16 protein-coding genes are annotated in these 19,804 nt (G+C 73.2%); 9 read left to right on the forward strand and 7 right to left on the reverse strand.

Translation table 11 applies throughout. The features are described from left to right. The first annotated feature begins 24 nt into the window (after window positions 1–24). Together NMK44_RS33200 and NMK44_RS33205 are read left to right on the forward strand one after the other, a co-directional pair. Window positions 25–2,544 carry a DEAD/DEAH box helicase gene (locus NMK44_RS33200; protein ID WP_254750110.1) on the forward strand — a complete coding sequence of 840 codons (2,520 nt, stop codon included), beginning with the start codon at window positions 25–27 and terminating at the stop codon, window positions 2,542–2,544. 64 nt (window positions 2,545–2,608) lie between these two features. After that, window positions 2,609–3,490, forward strand: a complete 882-nt coding sequence (locus NMK44_RS33205) for an acyl-CoA thioesterase (protein WP_254750112.1) — start codon at window positions 2,609–2,611, stop codon at window positions 3,488–3,490. A gap of 37 nt (window positions 3,491–3,527) precedes the next feature. Here NMK44_RS33205 and NMK44_RS33210 read toward each other — a convergent pair whose 3' ends face one another. Both NMK44_RS33210 and NMK44_RS33215 read right to left on the reverse strand, forming a co-directional pair. After that, the gene (locus NMK44_RS33210; RefSeq protein ID WP_254750114.1) at window positions 3,528–4,457 is read right to left on the reverse strand and encodes a DUF6397 family protein; all 930 of its coding nucleotides are present in this window, start codon (window positions 4,455–4,457) and stop codon (window positions 3,528–3,530) included. Between the two features lie 169 nt (window positions 4,458–4,626). Then, a complete protein-coding gene (locus NMK44_RS33215; protein ID WP_254750116.1) occupies window positions 4,627–5,031 on the reverse strand; it encodes a roadblock/LC7 domain-containing protein in 405 nt (134 codons plus the stop codon). Window positions 5,032–5,149: 118 nt separating this feature from the next. Here NMK44_RS33215 and NMK44_RS33220 point away from each other — a divergent pair, with 118 nt between their 5' ends. Continuing rightward, a complete protein-coding gene (locus NMK44_RS33220) occupies window positions 5,150–5,578 on the forward strand; it encodes a PPOX class F420-dependent oxidoreductase (protein ID WP_254750118.1) in 429 nt (142 codons plus the stop codon). Between the two features lie 109 nt (window positions 5,579–5,687). On the opposite strand, the gene NMK44_RS33225 is transcribed toward NMK44_RS33220, so the two are convergent. Beyond that, entirely contained in the window at window positions 5,688–6,878 is a 1,191-nt protein-coding gene (locus NMK44_RS33225) for a zinc-dependent alcohol dehydrogenase (RefSeq protein ID WP_254750120.1), read from the reverse strand. Further along, window positions 6,847–7,365 (reverse strand): roadblock/LC7 domain-containing protein, encoded by a 519-nt coding sequence (locus NMK44_RS33230; RefSeq protein ID WP_254750122.1) that lies wholly within the window; start codon window positions 7,363–7,365, stop codon window positions 6,847–6,849. Before NMK44_RS33230 ends, NMK44_RS33225 begins: the two co-directional genes overlap by 32 nt. 308 nt (window positions 7,366–7,673) lie before the next feature. Between NMK44_RS33230 and NMK44_RS33235 the strand changes: the two genes are divergently transcribed. Further along, window positions 7,674–8,312, forward strand: a complete 639-nt coding sequence (locus NMK44_RS33235; protein ID WP_254750124.1) for a class I SAM-dependent methyltransferase — start codon at window positions 7,674–7,676, stop codon at window positions 8,310–8,312. A gap of 68 nt (window positions 8,313–8,380) precedes the next feature. On the opposite strand, the gene NMK44_RS33240 is transcribed toward NMK44_RS33235, so the two are convergent. Further along, complete coding sequence (locus NMK44_RS33240) at window positions 8,381–9,148, reverse strand: alpha/beta fold hydrolase (protein WP_254750158.1); 768 nt, start codon at window positions 9,146–9,148, stop codon at window positions 8,381–8,383. Window positions 9,149–9,255: 107 nt separating this feature from the next. Here NMK44_RS33240 and NMK44_RS33245 point away from each other — a divergent pair, with 107 nt between their 5' ends. Both NMK44_RS33245 and NMK44_RS33250 read left to right on the forward strand, forming a co-directional pair. Further along, window positions 9,256–9,792 (forward strand): PadR family transcriptional regulator, encoded by a 537-nt coding sequence (locus NMK44_RS33245; RefSeq protein WP_254750126.1) that lies wholly within the window; start codon window positions 9,256–9,258, stop codon window positions 9,790–9,792. A gap of 97 nt (window positions 9,793–9,889) precedes the next feature. Continuing rightward, window positions 9,890–10,684, forward strand: a complete 795-nt coding sequence (locus tag NMK44_RS33250; protein WP_254750128.1) for a hypothetical protein — start codon at window positions 9,890–9,892, stop codon at window positions 10,682–10,684. A 92-nt stretch (window positions 10,685–10,776) separates the two neighbouring features. On the opposite strand, the gene NMK44_RS33255 is transcribed toward NMK44_RS33250, so the two are convergent. Further along, window positions 10,777–14,400 (reverse strand): hypothetical protein, encoded by a 3,624-nt coding sequence (locus NMK44_RS33255; RefSeq protein WP_254750130.1) that lies wholly within the window; start codon window positions 14,398–14,400, stop codon window positions 10,777–10,779. Between the two features lie 205 nt (window positions 14,401–14,605). Here NMK44_RS33255 and NMK44_RS33260 point away from each other — a divergent pair, with 205 nt between their 5' ends. Next, window positions 14,606–14,917 (forward strand): immunity protein CdiI family protein, encoded by a 312-nt coding sequence (locus NMK44_RS33260; protein ID WP_254750132.1) that lies wholly within the window; start codon window positions 14,606–14,608, stop codon window positions 14,915–14,917. A 218-nt stretch (window positions 14,918–15,135) separates the two neighbouring features. Here NMK44_RS33260 and NMK44_RS33265 read toward each other — a convergent pair whose 3' ends face one another. After that, window positions 15,136–15,318 carry a tail-anchor membrane protein gene (locus NMK44_RS33265; protein ID WP_254750160.1) on the reverse strand — a complete coding sequence of 61 codons (183 nt, stop codon included), beginning with the start codon at window positions 15,316–15,318 and terminating at the stop codon, window positions 15,136–15,138. 167 nt (window positions 15,319–15,485) lie between these two features. Between NMK44_RS33265 and NMK44_RS33270 the strand changes: the two genes are divergently transcribed. Further along, window positions 15,486–18,431: an SCO1167/SCO6262 family helicase gene (locus tag NMK44_RS33270; protein ID WP_254750134.1), complete on the forward strand. Its 2,946-nt coding sequence runs from the start codon at window positions 15,486–15,488 to the stop codon at window positions 18,429–18,431. Then, window positions 18,428–19,753 carry an SWIM zinc finger family protein gene (locus NMK44_RS33275; protein ID WP_254750136.1) on the forward strand — a complete coding sequence of 442 codons (1,326 nt, stop codon included), beginning with the start codon at window positions 18,428–18,430 and terminating at the stop codon, window positions 19,751–19,753. The genes NMK44_RS33270 and NMK44_RS33275 overlap by 4 nt, the downstream gene beginning before the upstream one ends. The last annotated feature ends 51 nt before the right edge of the window (window positions 19,754–19,804 follow it).

Raw genomic sequence — 19,804 nt, forward strand, 5'->3', positions numbered from 1 at the left:
GGGGAAAGCAGGCAGTATAGGGACGTGACTCTTATCGATCAGCTGCCGAGCGACGCCGACCCCGACGCCCTTTTCGAGGCTTTCTCGTCCTGGGTCGAGGAGCGGGGCATCTCTCTCTACCCCGCCCAGGAGGAAGCGCTGATCGAGGTGGTGTCGGGTGCGAACGTCATCCTGTCCACCCCGACCGGTTCGGGGAAGAGCCTGGTGGCGGCGGGCGCCCACTTCGCAGCCCTCGCCCGTGACCAGGTCACCTTCTACACCGCGCCGATCAAGGCCCTGGTCTCGGAGAAGTTCTTCGAGCTGTGCAAGATGTTCGGCACCGAGAACGTCGGCATGCTGACCGGTGACGCGTCGGTCAACGCGGACGCGCCGGTCATCTGCTGTACGGCCGAGGTGCTGGCGTCCATCGCCCTGCGGGACGGCAAGGACGCCGACATCGGCCAGGTGGTGATGGACGAGTTCCACTTCTATGCGGAGCCGGACCGGGGCTGGGCCTGGCAGATCCCGCTGCTGGAGCTGCCGCAGGCGCAGTTCATCCTGATGTCCGCGACGCTCGGCGATGTGAACCGGTTCGAGGAGGACCTGACCCGGCGCACCGGACGCCCCACCGCGGTGGTCCGGTCGGCGACGCGGCCGGTGCCGCTCAGCTATGAGTACCGCACGACACCGCTCACCGAGACGCTGACCGAACTGCTGGAGACCCGGCAGGCGCCGGTCTACATCGTGCACTTCACGCAGGCCGCCGCGGTGGAGCGGGCGCAGGCGCTGATGAGCATCAATATGTGCACCCGCGAGGAGAAGGATGAGATCGCCTCGCTGATCGGCAACTTCCGGTTCACCACCAAGTTCGGCCGGAACCTCTCCCGTTATGTCCGGCACGGGATCGGGGTGCATCACGCGGGGATGCTGCCCAAGTACCGGCGGCTGGTGGAGAAGCTGGCGCAGGCCGGACTGCTGAAGGTCATCTGCGGTACGGACACCCTCGGAGTGGGCGTGAACGTGCCGATCCGGACGGTGCTGTTCACCGCGCTGACGAAGTACGACGGGCAGCGGGTGCGGACGCTGCGGGCACGGGAGTTCCACCAGATCGCGGGCCGTGCCGGACGGGCCGGTTTCGACACCGCGGGCTTCGTGGTGGCACAGGCGCCCGAGCATGTCGTGGAGAACGAGAAGGCGCTCGCGAAGGCCGGGGACGATCCGAAGAAGCGCCGCAAGGTGGTCCGCAAGAAGGCGCCGGAGGGCTTCGTCAACTGGGGGCAGAACACCTTCGAGAAGCTGATCGCCTCCGACCCCGAGCCGCTCACCTCGCGCTTCCGCGTCACCCACGCGATGCTGCTGTCGATCATCGCCCGCCCGGGCGATGCCTTCGAGGGCATGCGGCGGCTGCTGGAGGACAACCACGAGCCGCGCAAGAACCAGCTGCGGCACATCCGCCGGGCCATCGCCATCTACCGCTCCCTCCTGGACGGCGGTGTGGTCGAGCGGCTCGACACACCGGACGCCGAGGGCCGTATCGTCCGGCTGACGGTGGATCTGCAGCAGGACTTCGCGCTCAACCAGCCGCTGTCCACCTTCGCGCTCGCCGCGTTCGAGCTGCTGGACCCCGAATCGCCGTCCTACGCGCTGGACATGGTCTCGGTCGTGGAGTCGACGCTCGACGACCCGCGGCAGATCCTGGCCGCCCAGCAGAACAAGGCGCGCGGCGAGGCGGTGTCCGCGATGAAGGCGGACGGGGTGGAGTACGAGGAGCGCATGGAGCGCCTCCAGGACGTCTCCTACCCCAAGCCGCTGGAGGAGCTGCTGTCCCACGCCTACGGCCTCTACCGCAAGAGCCATCCGTGGGTCGGGGACCATCCGCTGTCGCCCAAGTCGGTGATCCGCGACATGTACGAACGGGCGATGACCTTCACCGAGTTCACCTCGTTCTACGACCTCGCCCGGACCGAAGGCATCGTGCTGCGCTACCTGGCCGGCGCCTACAAGGCGCTGGACCACACGGTGCCCGACGATCTGAAGTCGGACGACTTCGAGGACATCATCGCCTGGCTCGGTGAGATGGTGCGCCAGGTCGACTCCAGCCTCCTCGACGAATGGGAGCAGCTTGCCAATCCGGAGGAGGAGTCCGCGGAGGAGGCGCAGGAGCGCGCCGACCAGGTCCGGCCGGTCACCGCGAACGCCCGCGCCTTCCGCGTCCTGGTGCGCAACGCCCTGTTCCGCCGGGTGGAGCTGGCCGCACTCGACCACGTCGGCGAACTCGGCGAGATGGACGCCGACGCCGGCTGGGACGAGGACGCCTGGGCAGAGGCGATGGACACGTACTGGGAGGAGTACGAGGACCTGGGCACCGGACCGCAGGCCCGCGGGCCGAAGCTGCTGCGGATCGAGGAGCACCCCGAGGACGGGCTGTGGCGGGTGCGGCAGACCTTCGACGACCCCAAGGGCGACCACGACTGGGGTATCTCGGCGGAGGTCGATCTGACCGCCTCCGACGAGGAGGGCCGCGCCGTGGTCCGGATCACCGACGTGGGTCCGCTGTCGGGGTAGCCTCCTGAGCCCCGTCCCCGCCGCGAGCCGCCTCGCGGGCACCCACAGCGAAGGAACGCCGCTGATGACCAATCCCGCCGAACGTCTGGTGGATCTGCTCGATCTGGAGCGGATCGAGGAGAACATCTTCCGCGGTCTGAGCCCCGACGAGTCGCTCCAGCGGGTCTTCGGCGGCCAGGTGGCCGGGCAGGCGCTGGTGGCGGCCGGGCGCACCACCGACGGACAGCGCCCGGTGCATTCGCTGCACGCGTACTTCCTGCGGCCGGGGCGGCCGGGCGTGCCCATCGTGTACCAGGTGGAGCGCGTCCGGGACGGACGCTCCTTCACCACACGCCGGGTCGTCGCCGTCCAGCAGGGTCGGACGATCTTCAATCTGACGGCCTCCTTCCATCTTCCGGAGCCGGGCATCGAGCAGCAGTTGCCGATGCCGGAGGTACCCGAGCCGGAGAGCCTGCCGAAACTCCCCGACGAGATCCGCGCCCATCTGGGGACCCTCCCCGAGGCCCTCGCGCGGATGGAGCGCCGTCAGCCCTTCGACATCCGCTACGTGGAGCGGCTGCGCTGGACGGATGACGAGCTCAAGGGCGCGGAGCCGCGCAGCGCCGTCTGGATGCGGGCGGTCGGACCGCTCGGGGACGATCCGCTGGTGCACACCTGTGCGCTCACCTACGCGAGCGACATGATGCTGCTGGACGCGGTGCGGGTCCCGGTCGAGCCGCTGTGGGGCCGCCGGGGCTTCGACATGGCCTCACTGGACCACGCCATGTGGTTCCACCGGCCGTTCCGCACCGATGAGTGGTTCCTCTACGACCAGGAGTCTCCCGTGGCCACCGGCGGCCGCGGACTGGCGCGCGGCCGGATCTACAACCGTCAGGGACAGCTGCTGGTCTCGGTGGTGCAAGAGGGGCTCTTCCGGCCGCTGACTCCCCCCGCGGAGAAGGGCTGACGCCGAGGGCACGGATCGCGCGAACGCCGGCCCTGGTTCAGCACCTGCCGAACAGCCTTCGCCACAGCCCTCGCGGCCGGTCCTCGGAGCGGTGACGCCCGCCGCTTCGCGGGGTGTCCTCCGGACACGGTACGGAGCGATCCGCGCGGGCGACCCGTAAGGCCTCGGTGAGCGCTGCCCGGTAGCGCCGGATCTCCCGTGGGTCATCCGCCGTCACCGTCCTGTCGATGACGTCGCGCAGCGGTCCGCCGTCGGACCGGATCCGGATCAGGGCCGGGCGCAGCTCCCGCAGCCGACCCCGCTCATGGGGGTCGTCGACGACGGAGGCCAGATCGTCCGGTCCCAGGGCCGCGGCGAGGACCGCGGCGCGGGCCCAGGGCTCCTCGGTCCGGGCGAGCAACTGCTCGATCCGGCGGGCGCGCCAGGTCTCGGCACGCCGGTCCTCCCCCGCGGCCAGCGCCGCGCTCAGCCCCGGCGGGGTGCGGCCGGACAGCAACTCCGGCTGGCGCGCGGCCAACTCGGTGAGATCCGCGGCGCGATAGAGCCACACCACGGCCCGATAGCGGTTCACATAGAAGCGGACCGGGGCGAAGAAGCCGCCCCGGGCGAGCCGGGTGAGCCGCCCCGGGCTGATGCCCAGCAGCGCTGCCCCGTCCGCCGTGCCGACCACCCGCAGCCGGGCGACCAGCGCATCCGGAAAGCCCTCGGCGGTGGTCAGCCGCGTCAGCTCGGCTTGCTCAACCCGCGGGCCCGCCCCGGTCCTGACGGTGCGCACCTCGCCCAGTTGCACCGCGAGCTCGAACTCCCGCACCCTGAGCCCCAGGGCGCGGGCCGCCGCGCCGAACGCGAGCCCCTCACCGTCTGCGCACGAACCCGATTCCTCGGCCGAGCCGGGCTCCGGCCCTGCCGACCCCGGCCCCAGCGGACCCTGGCGCTCCTTCAACTCCGCGTACATCTGCACGGTCATGGCGATGCCCTCCCCCGCGACCCATCAATCACTGACAGTGACGACGATAGCCGCGTGCCACGACGCCGTGTCAGGCCTGTGGATAACTCCCACAGAGCGCAGGTCGGAGAGAGGTGAGCACCACCGAAGAGCCCACTGCCCGGCATGGTCCGGCCGGGTCCGGCTCGGATCAGCGGGGCGCGCCACTCTCCTGTCTCACCTCGACGCCGAGATGCTCCCCCACCCGGTTGACGAGCAGCGTCATCTCGTAGGCGACCTGGCCCACATCGGCCTCCGGCCCGGTGAGCACGCACAGGCAGCTGCCGTCACCGGCCGCCGTGACGAAGAGGACGCCCTCGTCGAACTCGACCATCGTCTGCCGCACCCGTCCGGTCTTGAAATGCAGACCGGAGCCCTTGGCGAGACTGTGCAGCCCGGAGGCGACCGCCGCCAGATGCTCGGCGTCCTGGCGCTCGAGCGTGGAACTCGCCGCCGTCACCAGCCCGTCGTTCGACAGCACCAGCGCGTGCTGTATCTCCGCGATGCGCTCGGTCAGGTCGTCCAGTAACCAGTCGAGGCCCTTGTGGAGTGCCATGTCGTTTTCCTCCCCGATTCCCCAGAGCTGCGTGCCAGCCTTTCTCACTGCCGCCGTCTGGGCAACCCGCCCTGTCCGTCATCACAGGGATGTGGGCTGTTTGACGCAGGATGGAGACATGGCACAGAAAATGACCAAGGATCAGTGGCAGAAGTTCGTCTCCGAGGGCACCCGCACCGGGAAGCTGTCGACCGTACGGGCCGACGGAAGCCCGCACATCGCACCCGTCTGGTTCCTGCTCGACGGCGACGATCTCGTCTTCAACACGGGCCAGGGCACGGTCAAGGGACGCAATCTGGCCCGGGACGGCCGGGTCAGTCTCTGCGTGGACGACGACCGGCCGCCGTTCTCGTTCGTCACCGTGCAGGGCCGCGCCGAGCTCATCGACGACCTCGCTCAGGTCCGCGAGTGGGCGACCCGGATCGCCGCGCGGTACATGGGCGAGGACCGCGCCGAGGAGTTCGGGGCGCGCAACGGTGTGCCGGGCGAGTTGCTGGTCAGGGTGCGCGTCGAGAAGGTCATCGGCATGGCCGACCTCGCCGACTAGTCAGCGGCTGACGACATTCGACCGAAATCCTTCGCTTCGTGGCGGACTGTTGCCCACTCACCGCCAGAGGCGGCCAGGGACAGTCCAAGGCTGTGAGAGCCCCAGGCGCCTAGGGGCGCATCAGGACCTTGATCGCCCCGTCGTCCTTGTGCTGGAACAACTCGTAGGCGCGGGGAGCCTCGTCCAGGGGCATGCGGTGCGTGGCGAACCCGTCGACGTCCAGCGGGTCCTCGTCCGTCAGCAGCGGCAGGATGTGGTCGACCCAGCGCCGCACGTTCGCCTGGCCCATCCGGAGCTGGACCTGCTTGTCGAACATCGTCATCAGCGGCAGCAGATCGGCGTTCCCTCCGTACACCCCGCTGAGGGAGATGGTGCCGCCGCGCCGTACCAGCGCTACGCCGAGGCGCAGCGCCGCCAGCCGGTCGACCCCGGCCTTCGCCGTGAGCCGGGCGGCCCAGTCCCGCGGGAGGAACCCCGCGGCCCGCTGGGCCGTCCGGCCGAGCGGACTGCCGTGGGCCTCGGTGCCCACCGCGTCGATGACCGCGTCCGGTCCACGGCCGTCGGTGAGGGACACGATCGCCTCGACGAGGTCCTCCTGACGGCCGAAGTCATGGAGGTCGAACACCTCCACACCGTCCGCCCGCGCCCGCCGCAGCCGCTCGGGCACCAGGTCCACCCCGATGACCCGCCCGGCTCCCTGCACGGTCGCGATCCGGCAGGCCATCCCGCCGATGGGGCCGAGTCCGAGCACCGCCACCGTGCCGTCCTGCGGGACGGCCGCATACTCCACCGCCTGCCATGCCGAGGGGAGGACGTCGGAGAGGTACAGGAAGCGGTCGTCCGGCGGGCCCTCCGGCACTTTGATCGGTCCGTACTGGGCCTGCGGCACCCGCAGATACTCCGCCTGGCCGCCCGGTACCGAGCCGTAGAGCTTGCTGTAGCCGAAGATCTCCGCTCCCATGCCCTGCTCGACGACCTGGGTGGTCTCACACTGCGACGGCAGACCGGAATGGCACATCCAGCAGTTGCCGCAGGCGATCTGGAAGGGCACCACGACGCGGTCGCCGGGGCTGAGGTTCGTCACCTCGGGACCGGTCTCCTCCACGATGCCCATGGGTTCGTGGCCGAGGATGTCGCCCGGGGTCATGAAGGGCGTCAGCACTTCGTAGAGGTGGAGGTCGGACCCGCAGAGCCCGGTCGTGGTGATCCGGACGATCGCGTCCGTGGGCTCCTTGATGATCGGGTCGGGGACCGTCTCCACGCTCACCTCACGCCGGCCCTGCCACGTCACCGCTCGCATCACCGTGTCCCTTCGCCGTAGTCCTCGGCAGACCCGGCCGAGTACCCCGCAAGGGCCGTCCGAAGCGGCGCCGGGGCCACGCTCCGCGCCCACCGGCCGGCCGGGCCGCCATCCGCTCCGCGAGCCGGGCGGTCATGGCGGCGACGGCGGCCGGGCCGGCTCCGGCGGCCCCCAGGACGGCCAGACACCCGCCATCGCCGAGCGCCGCGACGCCGAGGCGGCCCGCTTCCGTCTCGATCACGGCCGGCCGGGTCCGGCCGCCACGGGCCCGGCGCCCCGCGCTCCTGGCGAGACCGTGGAAGCCGGAGGCCAGGACGGCGAGCTGCTCCGCCTCCGGGCGGGAGAGACCCCGGGACGCGCTCACCGTGCTCCCGTCACCGGAGAGGATCACGACATGGCGTACGGCGCAGCCTCGTCGTCTCAGCTCGTCCAGGATCCGGTCGAGGTCGATCAGGGAGCGGGCATCGGCGCCACGGTGCTTGGTCATCAGCGGTCTCCCTCGGTCGGCGCCCACCGCATCGGGCAGCGCTCCGGCTGTACCCCGGGCCACGTGTCCCCCTTGGGCCAGGGACGCTAGACCCGGTCAGGGCGCACTCCGGGGTCCACTTACGGAAGCTGCCGGAAATTGACAGGGACAGATGCCATAGCGATCGATCTATGCCCACATGTGTATGTAGATGAAGGTTCAGTACCGGCACCCCGTCACGGGGAGTGATGACACGGGGAGCGATCCGCCATGGGCGATCCACCGGATACGGTCATGCTCACGGTGATCCGGCCAGAGCGAGGAGCGTCATGCCCGAGGACGAGCACCAGCAGCACCGTCACGGCCCCGGCACGGGCGGCGCGGCCGAGGTGCGCGCGTTCTTCACACCCCGGGCCGCCGACTGGGACAGCCGATTCCCCGATGACGGACCCGCCTACGCAGCCGCCGTCGCCGAACTCGGACTGCGTGCCGGGGACGCGGTGCTCGACGCGGGCTGCGGCACCGGCCGGGCGCTGCCCGCCCTGCGCGCCGCCGTCGGTCCGCGGGGCACCGTCCTGGGGGTCGATCTCACCCCCGCCATGCTGGAGGCGGCCGTGCGCGAGGCGAGGGACAAGGCTGCGACGCTCGTCCTCGGCGACGTCACCCGGCTGCCCCTGCGCGACGGCTGTCTCGACGCGGTGTTCGCGGCCGGGCTGATCTCACACCTCGGCGAACCCGGCCCCGCGCTGCGCGCCCTGGCGCGGGTGGTCCGCCCCGGCGGCCGTCTCGCCCTGTTCCACCCGGTCGGCCGGGCCGCGCTGGCCGCCCGGCACGGCCGTCGGCTGACCCCTGACGACCTGCGGGCGGAGCCCAATCTGCGGCCGCTGCTGGCCCGCTCCGGCTGGCATCTGGAGTCGTATACCGATGAGGACACCCGTTTCCTGGCCCTGTCGACGCGTCAGGACTGAACGCCGTCGGGGCTGAACGCCACCGGGACCCGGGCCGCGGGCCGGGTCCGGCCAGGTCCGGGGCCGCCTCACCGTCCCGCGGCGAGAGCCTCGATGAAGCCGGGAGCGTTGTCGAACATGACGTTGTGCCCGGCGCCGGGCACGGTCCGCACCTCCACTCCGGCGGCCGTGAGCTCATCGCACGCGTCCGGCGCGTCCCCCAGCTCACCGACCAGAAAGGTGCGCGGCAGGTCCAGACCCAGGAGCATCCGGCGCACGGTCGGCCGGGTACCGCGGACCAGTCCGACCGCGCTGCGGTACAGCGCGGTGGGATCCGCGAGCCGCATGGTCGCCCGCCACACCGGACCCACCCGCTCGAGCGTCTCCGCGAAGCCGCCGCCGCGCACGAACTCCTCCTCCGTATACGCGGCGATACTGCTGCTGCCCGCCGTTCGGGGCGGATCCGGGTCGAGGTTCGCCTCGGTGAGCACCAGACGGGACACCAGGCCGGGGCGACGCGCCGCGAGGACGACGGCGACCGCCCCGCCCATGCTGTGGCCGACCAGTTCCGCGCCGCGTACCTCTGCCGCGTCGAGCGCCGAGGCGAGTGCGGCGGCGTGATCGTCCAGGGCGTAGCCGAAGTCCGCCGGGCGGTCACTGATCCCGTGGCCGGGCAGGTCGACGAAGAGCGACCGGCGTCCGGCGAGAGCCGGGGACGCGGCGATATGCGCGTGATAGACGGCCGAGGACGCGCCCAGCCCGTGGACATAGACCCGGGGCGCGCCGCCGTCCCCGTCGCCCGGTGTCCCGGTCCACCGGATGTGCGCCCCTGCCGGACCGAACGGCGCGTGCCACATGGTCATCCCCTCCCGTGCGCCCCATCTACGACGATCACCGCAGACAATACATCGGTCACGATGTATTGCGAGATCGATGTACAGCGATGATCGGGCAGAATGCGGGGATGCTCGAACTCGCCATCCTGGGATTTCTCCATGACGCCCCATTGCACGGCTATGAGCTGCGCAAACGCATCGCCGCGCTGACCGGGCACATCAAGCCCGTGGCCGAGAGCACGCTCTATCCGGCGATCAAACGGCTGGAGAAGGCCGGACTGCTGGCCCGCGAAACTCGGCCGGGCGCGGGCGCGGCGCCCCGGCACGTCCTCACGCTCACCGACCAGGGACGCGCCGAGCTGCGGCGCCGTCTCATGGATCCGGCGGAGGCCGACATCACCGACGAGAACCGCTGGTTCACGCTGCTCGCGTTCCTCGGGCACCTGGCGGATCCGGCGGCGCAGGCGGCGGTGCTGGAGCGGCGGCTCGACTTCCTGAACCGCCCGTCCAGCTTCTTCTACGAGGACGACCGGCCGCTGCGCGCCGAGGAGATCGCGGACCCGTTCCGGCGCGGGATCCTCACCATCGCCCGGGCGACCAGCCGGGCCGAACTGTCCTGGCTTCGGAGCACTCTGGGGACGCTGCGCGCCGCTTCGGACGACTGACCTGGTCGCAGCCATCTCGACGCCGTGGCTACCGGCTGGTTAGGGTGCGCCGACGACGGATCGCACATCGGATCCGGGACCGCAAGAGGAGGCTGCCGTGCCCGCCACGGAGGAGTCAGGCGACGATGCGCTGTACGTGCTGACCGCGGTGCTGCTGACACCCGCTCAATTCCCGAGCGTGCTCGGCGACGACTACCCCGAGGCATGCGCCGCCCTCGGCCTCACGCCCTACACGGCCGGCTACGGGCTGGTACTGGGCCAGGACGGCCGCGGCGCGCGCTGGACGGTGGTCACCGACGACGTCTCGCTCGTGGCCATCGCCATCGCGACGTGGGACTGCGGTATGGAGTACGACCTGTCCCTCAACGACCGCACCGTGGTCGCTTCCCTGCCCGGCTGGCCGCTCGCGGTGGCGGTGGCGGCCCCCGGGATTCCCGCACCGCACGACCCGGAACCCGATCCCGCACTCGGGGACCCCGTCCGTCCGCCGCTCACGCCCCCGGACGCCGAGCGGTGGGGACCTGCGCAGCGGCGGCTCGGCGCGGACGAGATCGCCCTCCAGTGGGCGATCTGGCGCGAACAGGTGGACAGCGAGGTCACCTTCGTCGCCCCCGGCGAGAAGCCGCACGGAGGAGTGCGACGGGTACTCGACGAGGTGCGCGGCTATCTGGACACGCCCCCACCGCTCGGCCGGGTGCGCTCCGCATTCGCCGCCGGTGACGCCCGGACCCTCCGGGCCGACGGTCCGGGCTGGAGCATGGTCGCGCGCACCGACGACATCGCGTTCGTACTGCTCGACGACGAACCGGGCGAGGTGCTTCCGGTGGGCCGCGGCCCAGAACTCCCGGGACTGCTGACGGCGCTGGACGAACTGGCCGTACGCCCCCAGTGAGTGCCGTACGCCCCCGGTCAGGCCCGGGGGCGTACGGCAGCACACCGTGGTCCGTCCCGGAGCCCGGTCCGGGACGCTCCGGGACGGACGGGTCAGCGGCGGGCGCGGGCCTCGATGAGCAGGGCCTGTTCGGCCGTGTCCGGGTCGTCGTACCGGCGCAGCGCCTCGAGTTCGGCCCGCCACACCTCCGCCCAGCCACTGTGCGGTCCGATGACGCTCACCAGCATGAGGGCGGTGAGTCCGGCCGCGGCGCCGCCGCGCTCACGCAGCGCGCGGACGACTCCGAGGGTCGCCTCCCGCACCACGGCGTCTTCGTGGCTCAGATAGGTCTCACGGCCCGTCAGCCGGTCGGGGCGTTCCTCGACCAGTGCCAGATAGCGTTCCCAGCGCGCGAACGCACCGTCGCCGCGGCGCAGGGCAGCGGAGGCCGCGATGTACGCGGCTCCGGTCGCCTCGCGCCACAGTCCCGCGGCGAGCAGTCCGTCCACCACGGTGTCCGCCGCGGCGATCTCGGTCCCCCACCACCGGCCGAGCCGCTCGAGGACGGCGGACGCGCAACCGGTGAGACGGCGGAGCGCTTCGGCGCGCCGGTCCTCTCCGGGCGGCGTCCCGTCCCCGCCGTCACCGGTGCGGGCGCGCTCGAGGAGCGTGTCGACGACGCGACGCAAGGCGGCGGGCGCGGCCTCGGTACGGACCGCGGCGAGCCCCGCCGCGGCGTCCCGCCAGACCCTCGCGGGACGACCGGGGTCGAGGACCGCGTCGGCGAGCGCGGCCTCCGCCTCGCCGGATGTCCCCACCGCCGTCCATGCGGGCAGCGCTTCACAGGCGGCCTCGGCGGTCGCGTCCTCCGCGTCGCGGGCGAGCGCGGCGAGCCAGGAGGCGTACGCGGCGTGGTCCCGCACCACGGCCCTCCCCGGGTGCGCGAGGACGGTCGCGTCGCGGACGGCGGGCTCGTGTGCCCGGCTCGTCAGCCGGTCGGCGACACCGGGTTCACCGATACGGGCGAGCAGACCGCGGGCGAGGACGGCACGGACGTCGCGGTGCTGCCCGGGTTCATCCCAGGAGGCGAGCAGGGCGGCGAACGCGGTCTCACCGGGCAGTTCCACGAGTGCGCGGGCGGCCTCCTTACGGCTGCCGACCGGCGCGTCCGTCGCACGGACGACGGGCTCGAGGGCGGCGACGGCCGCACGGTCGGGCACGGAGGCCAGCACCTGCCGCATCGCACCCATGGCGGCCCGGCCGCGGGCGCCACCGGCGCCCGCGTGGTGGAGCAGCAGGGACAGGACGGGACCGGGGAAGCCGTCGGTCTCCGGAAGGCGCGCACTGGTACCGGAGGCCGCGCGCCGGTCGCCGGCGTAGGGCCAGTGCTCATCCGGACCGCGCCCGGCCGGGGCGGCGCCCTCCTCCGGGGCGCAGTGGCCCCATGCCATGAGGGCGGCGGACGCGACGGGGAGCGGGGCACGGTCCACGAGCTCCCGCAACAGGCCGCCGTCGCGCAGCAGGCCCGCAGCGTCCGCCCGTTCCCGCAGGTCCACCTCCTCATCGGCGGCCACCGCGGCGAGATGCGCGGTCAGCAGGCGGCGGGTGCCGGGCAGCCACCGTCCGGTCACCGGCCGCGGCAGCCTCGGCACCCATCCGCGCACCCCGCGCGGGGCGAGGCGTCCTGTCAGACCGTGCCGGGCGGCACGCAGAACGTCCTCGAGCAGATCGGTGCGGCGGGTGGCGAGGGTGTACAGCACCCGCTCCACCAGGGCGAAGGACGGATCGTCGGTCACCAGCCGCGCACAACGCTCCTCCCGGGTGGCAAAGTCCGCCGTCCACACCGCGGCGGCACGGCCCGCGAGGGCCGGGTCCTCGTCCTCCAGGGCGGTACGGCCCATCAGGGCGTCGAGGGCGGGCAGTCCGGCCAGATGCGCGACGAGGAGTTCGGCGAGTGGGACGAGCCGGGAGACGGCGGTGCGGTGCGCTCCACCGCGGGCCACACCGCGGATTTCTCCGTGTGCCTCTCCGTACGTCGTCGCACCGGAGCCCGGTTCACGGAAGCCGTCCGGGGCGGTGGCGGCGGCCCAGACGGCCGCGGCTGCGCGGCGGTCGAGCCGCAGCGGCGCGACCGGGGCGGTTCGCCGTGGATCGGCGAGCACCCGGCACAGCAGCTCCGCCGTGTACGCGGCCCGTTCGGTGTCGCCGCGCGCGGCCGCGCTCTCCGCGGTCCGGCGCAGCCAGCGTTCGGCGGCGGCGAGGGTGTCGGCCCGGGAGTCCCGGGAGTGGACGGTGGCCAGCGTCGCCTCACGCAGGGCGGTCAGCGGTACGGCGGCCAGCAGCCGGGGCGCGGCCGCCGCCACGTGTTTCAGGACGGCACGGCGCACCTCCTCCTGGTCGTGCCAGGCCCGTTCACAGGCGGCCACCGCCCGTGCGAACCCCTCGGGCACGCCGTTCAGCTCGGCGCAGGCGAGCAGGGCGCACCAGGCGTGCTCGCGTTCGTGGTGGCGGTGGCTCTCCACCGCCCGGAGCAGTACGGGTTCGGCCTCGGCGAACGGCATCACGACCGCGAGTTGATTGCGTGTCTCGGGTGAGGGGTGGTCCCCGTCGAACGCCTCGCGTACGAGATCGGCGCGGTCCGCCGGATCGAGCGCCGCGAGCGCGTCGTACCCCGTCCGCCTGCCGGGGCCGCGCGCGGGCATCCCGCGCTCGACGACGCGCCGCCGCTCGGCGGGCGGTAGCAGGGCGAGCAGTGGATCGGGGCGTACGTCGAACCGCCAGGGGCTGGACCTGCGCGCCACGGCCACGCTCTCCTCGGCCAGCGCGGCGCGTTCCTCGGGGGTGAGGGCGCGGAGGGCGCGCAGCGCCGAGCGCGACAGCGGTCGCGCACCGGTGCTCAGCCGGGGACGGTTCGCCCAGCGGCCCCTGCCGTTCCCGATCCGCGGGACGCCGCCGCCCGGTTCCTCGTGTGCGGCCGCCCGGCGGAGGATCGCGAGGACCTCGCGCGGTGCGCGCAGCAGGGACACCACAGCCCGCTCGCCGAGAAGCGCCGGGGCGCGGGCGAACAGGTCGAGTCCCGCCCCGATGTCGCGCTCGGCGATGGCGGTGGCGAGCAGTTCGTAGCGGGTGGCGAGGCGCTGCCGTCCATGGGGGTCCTGTGCCGCGCAGTCGGCGGCGAGCCGCGCGGCGACGGCGGCCGGAGCGGTCCGGGCGAGGGTGTGCAGGACACCGGGCGGCGGATCGAGGCGGGGCAGCCAGTCGGCGACCGTCGCGGGGGTGCAGGCGGGCAGCAGCCGCGCGGCGTCGTCAGGGCCGTGGGCGGCGTGCACCCGGGGCAGCAACCGGTCGGCGAGCGCGCGACGGCGTCCCATGCGCAGCACACGGTAGGTCTCGTGCCGTACGGCGCGGATATCACTCAGGGCGAGTGCGGTCAGGGGTTCATCGGGCACCGGGAGCCGGATGGCGGCGGACAGGGCGCGGCGGCGCAGCACGGGGTCCGTGAGCGCGGCGGCGACGGTGTCCAGATCGCGGCGGACGGTGGCCAGGAAGAGCGCGGTATGCCGGTCACCGTCCTCCGTGGAGGCGTCGAGGGCGTCGCGCAGAGCGGTGTAGGCGTCCGGTGAGAGGCTGCGGGCGTACGCCGCGAGGGCGCTCATCCGGGCGGGGAAGGGCAACGGGTCGAAGTGGGCCCGGAGCCGGGCGGGAGTGGGCGACTGAGGTGTTCCGTATGAGGCCATGGCGATCACCGAGAGATCGCGAGGCCGTCCTTTCCATGCGTCATGTCGGCCATCGTGGACGGCAAGACGGCCCTCGTGCAAGGGATTTACGTCGATCACGCCACGTCCGGAGCTGATCGCGGAATCCTGGCGACCATCACGACGGCGGCCGGGGAGCCGCCACTATTCCGTGGAGCGCCAGCGGACCCCCGTGGGAGGGTGCGGTATGCCCGAACACCTTCGGTTCTTCTTCGAGGCCGGTGTCCCCGACACCCCGCTGTGGCCCCTCGACATGGACAGCCCCTACGGCTGTCCCACGGACCTGGGCCGTCTGCCGATCACGGAGGGCACACGAACCGAACTGGAGCGGTTGTGCGGGTGGTACCAGTCGTCACTCGACTGGGACTATCCGCCGGATCCGTCCCCCTGGTCCGACGAGGAGTGGCAGGCGTTCCGGGGACGCGCGCACGCCGCCCTGGCGGCACTGCACAGTGAACTGGGCGATGACTGGACGGTCGCGGACGAAAGCCTGCTGTGATCGCCGACGCCCGGGAGGGGTGTCGTCCCCCGCCCGTGACCCGGCCGGTACGGCGAGGCGGGTCCGCGCTGCCGTACCGGCCGCGGCCATCCCTCTCCCCCGGCTGGCCGGGTCCCGCATGGGGACTCCGGGCGGCTCGCGACCGGTGCTGCACGGTCACTCCCAGGTGCGTGCCGCCGCGGGTCCCGGGCCCGGCCAGCGGTCCTGAGCGGCCGGGGTCAGCGGCCGAGCTCCTTGCGGGAGACCCGGCGCAGCCTGCGGCGCTGCGAGGGGTCCAGCAGCAGATAGGCCGCCGCGGGCACGCCGACGAGCACCAGCAGCGCCGCCCAGAAGGGCAGCAGCCACATCAGGATCACACCTACCGCCACACCCCCGACGGCGACCTTCGCGCGCGTGGACATCTCACCCGCCTCCTCATCACGGCCCCAGCCGAGCTCCTCACGGCCCTGAGCCGCGTTCACCCTTCACAACGCACACCGGCGGCCTCCGGTTCCTCATTCCTCCCGCGCGTCCTGTACCCTCGACCGCCCCACGCCCAGTAGTCAAATTTGAGGAGTAAATCAGCGCTGTGACACCACCCCGCGCGGCGACGTCCTCCGAGATCGCCGAACTCTGCCGCTCCACCACGGTCTTCCTGCCCGCCGACCCGGCACGCACCGGACGGGTCGCGTTCTGGTCCCCGGACGGCCCGCCCCCGTCCGGGCCCGGCTCCGTCGAAGAGCTGACCGTCGTGGTCCCCGCGGCCCCGGACGGCCCTGGGGCCGACGGTGACCGGGACGCCCGCCCCGACGGTGTCCGCACGCGTACCGTCCCCGCGCTCGTCCTCCCCCTGAGCGCCGCGCTGCCGGTGCTCACCCGCGCCCGCGCGCGGGCGGCCGCGCGCACCGGGGACGGCACCGATCCCACGGCGGCCTTCTGGGGTGCCGCCGCCGTGCTCGCCCTCCAACTCGCCGCGCGTGGGCGGCTGCTGCCCGGTCTCACCGCCGCCGATCACGATGCCTGGCGTGTCGGCCCGCTGACACCCGAGGACCTGGAGCGGCTCAGGGAGCTGGCCGCCGCCATGCCGCCCGCCGCGCACGCCCTGCCGCTGCCCGGTACCGACCCGGTGCTGCTGCCCGAACCGGAACGCCATCTGCGCGCCTTTCTCGACGCGGTGGCGGACGGGCTGCCGCGTTCCCCCGCCGCGGCCCTGGCCGCGGGCGGCCCCGCATTCGCCGCCGCACCGCCCGTACGGCTGCCCGGACAGCGCGCCTGGGCGGCGGACGTGGCCGCCGGGCACGACGCCGGGGTCCGGCTGTCGCTGCGTATCGAGGTGCTGCGCGGCGACCTCCTGGCCGCTGACGACGACGTCCCCGCCGCCGGACCGGACTTCCGCGCCGTCCTCCAGCTGCACAGCCTCACCGACCCGGCCCTCGTCGCGGACGCCGCCGACATCTGGGCCGGTACCTCGCCGGTCGGCGCGGCGCTGGGACCGCGCGCCCGGATGGACGCGCTGCTCACCCTGCGGCGCGCGGCCCGCGCCTGGCCGCCGCTCGCACCCCTGCTCTCGGCCGCCGTGCCCGACGCGATCGACCTCGCCGACGAGGAGGTCACCGACCTGCTCGGCCCGGCGGCGGAGGCGCTGGAGGCCACCGGGGTGCAGGTGCACTGGCCCAGGGAGCTGGTCCGCGGCCTGACCGCTCGCGCCGTCATCGGCCCGGACGAGGACGGCGCCGGCGAGGACGGCTTCGGCCCCCGGATGCCCTCGTTCCTCTCCGCCGACGCGCTGCTCCGCTTCAGCTGGCGGTTCGCCATCGGCGACCAGGACCTCACCCGTGCGGAGCTCGACCGGCTCGCGGAGGCCAGTCGTCCGGTGGTGCGGCTGCGCGACCAGTGGGTCGTCCTGGACCCGGAGTCGGCGCGTCGCGCCCGGGACCGCACGGATCGCAAACTCACCCCCGTGGACGCGCTCGACGCCGTCCTCACCGGCCGTACCGAGGCGGACGGCGCGGCCGTGGACGTCGAGCCCACCGGCTGGCTCGCGGCGCTGCGCGACCGGCTGGCCGACCCGGAGGGGGCCTCCCACCCCGAACAGCCGCCGGTCGCCCAGCCCGCCGCCCTCGCCGCCACCCTGCGCGACTACCAGCTACGCGGTCTGGACTGGCTGGTCCGGATGACCTCGCTGGGCCTCGGCGGCTGTCTCGCCGACGACATGGGGCTCGGCAAGACCATCACCGTGATCGCGCTCCATCTGCACCGGCAGGACGTTCCCGAGGCCGCCGGGCCCACCCTGGTGGTCTGTCCCACCTCCCTGATGGGCAACTGGCGGCGCGAGATCGAGAGGTTCGCCCCGGGCACCCCGGTACGCCGCTACCACGGCAGCCACCGCAGCCTGGACGACTTCGCCGCGGGCGAGTTCGTCCTGACCACCTACGGGACGATGCGGCTCGACGCCGAGCGCCTGGCCGCGGCGGGGCCCTGGGGCATGGTGGTCGCGGACGAGGCCCAGCACGTCAAGAACCCGTTCTCGGCGACCGCCGGACAACTGCGCGTCATCGGGGCGAAGGCCCGTGTCGCGCTCTCCGGAACGCCCATCGAGAACAACCTCTCGGAGCTGTGGGCGATCCTGGACTGGACCACTCCCGGGGTGCTGGGCACCCACGGTGCGTTCCGCAGGCGCTACGCCCAGCCGGTCGAGAGCGGCGACCCGGCCGCCGCCGCGCGGCTGGCGAAGCTGGTCCGGCCGTTCCTGCTGCGGCGCCGCAAGTCCGATCCGGGTATCGCCCCCGAACTGCCGCCGAAGACCGAGACCGACCGCGCGGTCGCCCTCACCACCGAACAGGCCGGGCTCTACGAGGCGGTGGTGCGCGAGACCCTCGCCGAGATCTCCGGCGCCCAGGGACTCCTCCGGCGCGGACTGATCGTCAAGCTGCTCACCGGTCTCAAGCAGATCTGCAACCACCCCGCCCAGTACCTGAAGGAGGAGCGCCCCGCCCTCCCCGGCCGCTCCGGCAAGCTGGAGCTACTGGACGAACTCCTGGACACCATCCTCGCCGAGGACGCGAGCGTGCTGGTGTTCACGCAGTACGTCCAGATGGCCCGCATCCTCGAAACGCACCTGGCCGCGCGCGGGGTGCCGACCCAACTGCTGCACGGGGGCACCACGGTGGCGCGGCGCGAGGAGATGGTGCGGCGCTTCCAGGACGGCGAGGTACCGGTGTTCCTGCTGTCCCTGAAGGCCGCGGGCACCGGACTGAACCTCACCCGGGCCGAGCATGTCGTGCACTACGACCGCTGGTGGAACCCGGCCGTCGAGGCACAGGCCACCGACCGCGCGTACCGGATCGGACAGACCCAGCCGGTACAGGTCCACCGGATCGTCGCGGAGGGCACGGTGGAGGACCGGATCGCGGCGCTGCTGGACCGCAAGCGGGAGCTGGCGGACGCGGTGCTCGGCGGCGGCGACGGCGCGCTGACCGAACTGACCGACGCCGAACTGGCGGAGCTCGTGGAGCTGAGGGGGACCGAGCGATGAGCCGAGAGCACGGTACGCGTGGCACGACGGGTGGGTCCGCCGCGCGCCCGGAGCGCGTCTTCGACGCGCTGCCGCCCGTGGGCGGCCGTGGATTCGCCCGGACCTGGTGGGGCCAGGCGTGGCTGAAGGCCCTGGAGGACACGGCACTCGACGGCAAGCAGCTCAAGAGCGGCCGCAAGCGGGCCCGCGAGGGCGCGGTCGGCGCGGTGAGCGTCCGGCCGGGCCGGATCACCGCGGTGGTGCGGGACCGGGACCGTACGCCCCACCGCTCGGACGTGCTGGTCCAGGAGTTGGGCGAGGACTCCTGGGACCGGCTGCTGGAGGTGGTGGCGGACCGCTCGGGCCACATCGCCGCGCTGCTGGACCGCGATATGCCCCCACAGCTCGTGGAGGACGCGGCCGCCGCGGGGGTCGATCTGCTGCCGGGGATCGGCGATCTGGAACCGGAGTGCGCATGCGAGGCGTGGGACCACTGTGAGCACACCGCCGCGCTCTGCTACCAGCTCGCGCGGCTGCTGGACGAGGACCCGTTCGTGCTGCTGCTGATGCGCGGCCGCGGGGAGCGGGAGCTGCTGGACGAACTCCAGGTGCGCAGTGTGGCGCGGGCCGCCCGGCGCACTCCGGCCGAGGGCGAGGACACGGGGCCGGGCACGGTGCCCGTTCCGGCGGGGGTACCGGCCGGGGAGGCGTTCGCCGTGTCCGGTCCGGTGCCGCTGCCCCCGCCGCCGTCACCCGTGGACGCGCCGGGACGGCCCCCGGCACTGGTCGGCGGTGCGGAACCGGCGCCGGGGCTCGATGTGGCCGCGCTGGAGTTCCTCGCCGCGGACGCGGCGGTCCGCGCCCGGCGGCAGTTGGCCGAGGCGCTGTCACCCGGCCACGCGGTGGCCCCGGCCGCCCCGGAGGCGCTCACGGTGTGGCAGGACACGGTGCGGCTGACGGCGGCCGGACCCCCGGACGGGGTCGCGGCACGGCTCACCGCGGGCTGCGGGCGCGACCGCACCGAACTGGCGCTCGCGGTCCGGGCGTGGGGGCACGGCGGTCCCGCCGCACTCACCGTGCTGGAGGAGGAGTGGACCCCGGACGCGGAGGCGCTGATCCGTGCCCGCGCCCGTCTGACCGCCGCCTGGGAGGACGGCGAGCGCGCACCGCGGTGGCGGACGGCGGGCAACCGGTGGACGGTGGTTGGCTCCGACACCCAGCTCCGTCTGGGACGCGACGGCCGCTGGTGGCCGTACCGCAAGGAACGGGGCCGCTGGTGGCCCGCCGGTCCGCCCGCTGACGACCCGGCGGCGGCCCTGGCATCCCTGCAGGCATCGGACTGAGCCGGGGTGTCCGGACGCTGTGGGGCGGCTCCCTCCCCAGGCCGCCCCACA

Origin of the sequence: Streptomyces cucumeris (genome assembly GCF_024295805.1) — a bacterium.
Lineage (GTDB): Bacteria > Actinomycetota > Actinomycetes > Streptomycetales > Streptomycetaceae > Streptomyces > Streptomyces cucumeris.

What these genes read in the sequence shown, in the direction of transcription:
- NMK44_RS33245 (WP_254750126.1), top strand. Translation starts at nt 9,256, where the DNA reads ATGCTCGAACTCGCCATCCTGGGATTTCTCCATGACGCCCCATTGCAC.
- NMK44_RS33260 (WP_254750132.1), top strand. Translation starts at nt 14,606, where the DNA reads ATGCCCGAACACCTTCGGTTCTTCTTCGAGGCCGGTGTCCCCGACACC.
- NMK44_RS33235 (WP_254750124.1), top strand. Translation starts at nt 7,674, where the DNA reads ATGCCCGAGGACGAGCACCAGCAGCACCGTCACGGCCCCGGCACGGGC.
- NMK44_RS33215 (WP_254750116.1), bottom strand. Translation starts at nt 5,031, where the DNA reads ATGGCACTCCACAAGGGCCTCGACTGGTTACTGGACGACCTGACCGAG.
- NMK44_RS33265 (WP_254750160.1), bottom strand. Translation starts at nt 15,318, where the DNA reads ATGTCCACGCGCGCGAAGGTCGCCGTCGGGGGTGTGGCGGTAGGTGTG.
- NMK44_RS33205 (WP_254750112.1), top strand. Translation starts at nt 2,609, where the DNA reads ATGACCAATCCCGCCGAACGTCTGGTGGATCTGCTCGATCTGGAGCGG.
- NMK44_RS33230 (WP_254750122.1), bottom strand. Translation starts at nt 7,365, where the DNA reads ATGACCAAGCACCGTGGCGCCGATGCCCGCTCCCTGATCGACCTCGAC.
- NMK44_RS33275 (WP_254750136.1), top strand. Translation starts at nt 18,428, where the DNA reads ATGAGCCGAGAGCACGGTACGCGTGGCACGACGGGTGGGTCCGCCGCG.
- NMK44_RS33240 (WP_254750158.1), bottom strand. Translation starts at nt 9,148, where the DNA reads ATGTGGCACGCGCCGTTCGGTCCGGCAGGGGCGCACATCCGGTGGACC.
- NMK44_RS33220 (WP_254750118.1), top strand. Translation starts at nt 5,150, where the DNA reads ATGGCACAGAAAATGACCAAGGATCAGTGGCAGAAGTTCGTCTCCGAG.
- NMK44_RS33210 (WP_254750114.1), bottom strand. Translation starts at nt 4,457, where the DNA reads ATGACCGTGCAGATGTACGCGGAGTTGAAGGAGCGCCAGGGTCCGCTG.
- NMK44_RS33255 (WP_254750130.1), bottom strand. Translation starts at nt 14,400, where the DNA reads ATGGCCTCATACGGAACACCTCAGTCGCCCACTCCCGCCCGGCTCCGG.
- NMK44_RS33225 (WP_254750120.1), bottom strand. Translation starts at nt 6,878, where the DNA reads ATGCGAGCGGTGACGTGGCAGGGCCGGCGTGAGGTGAGCGTGGAGACG.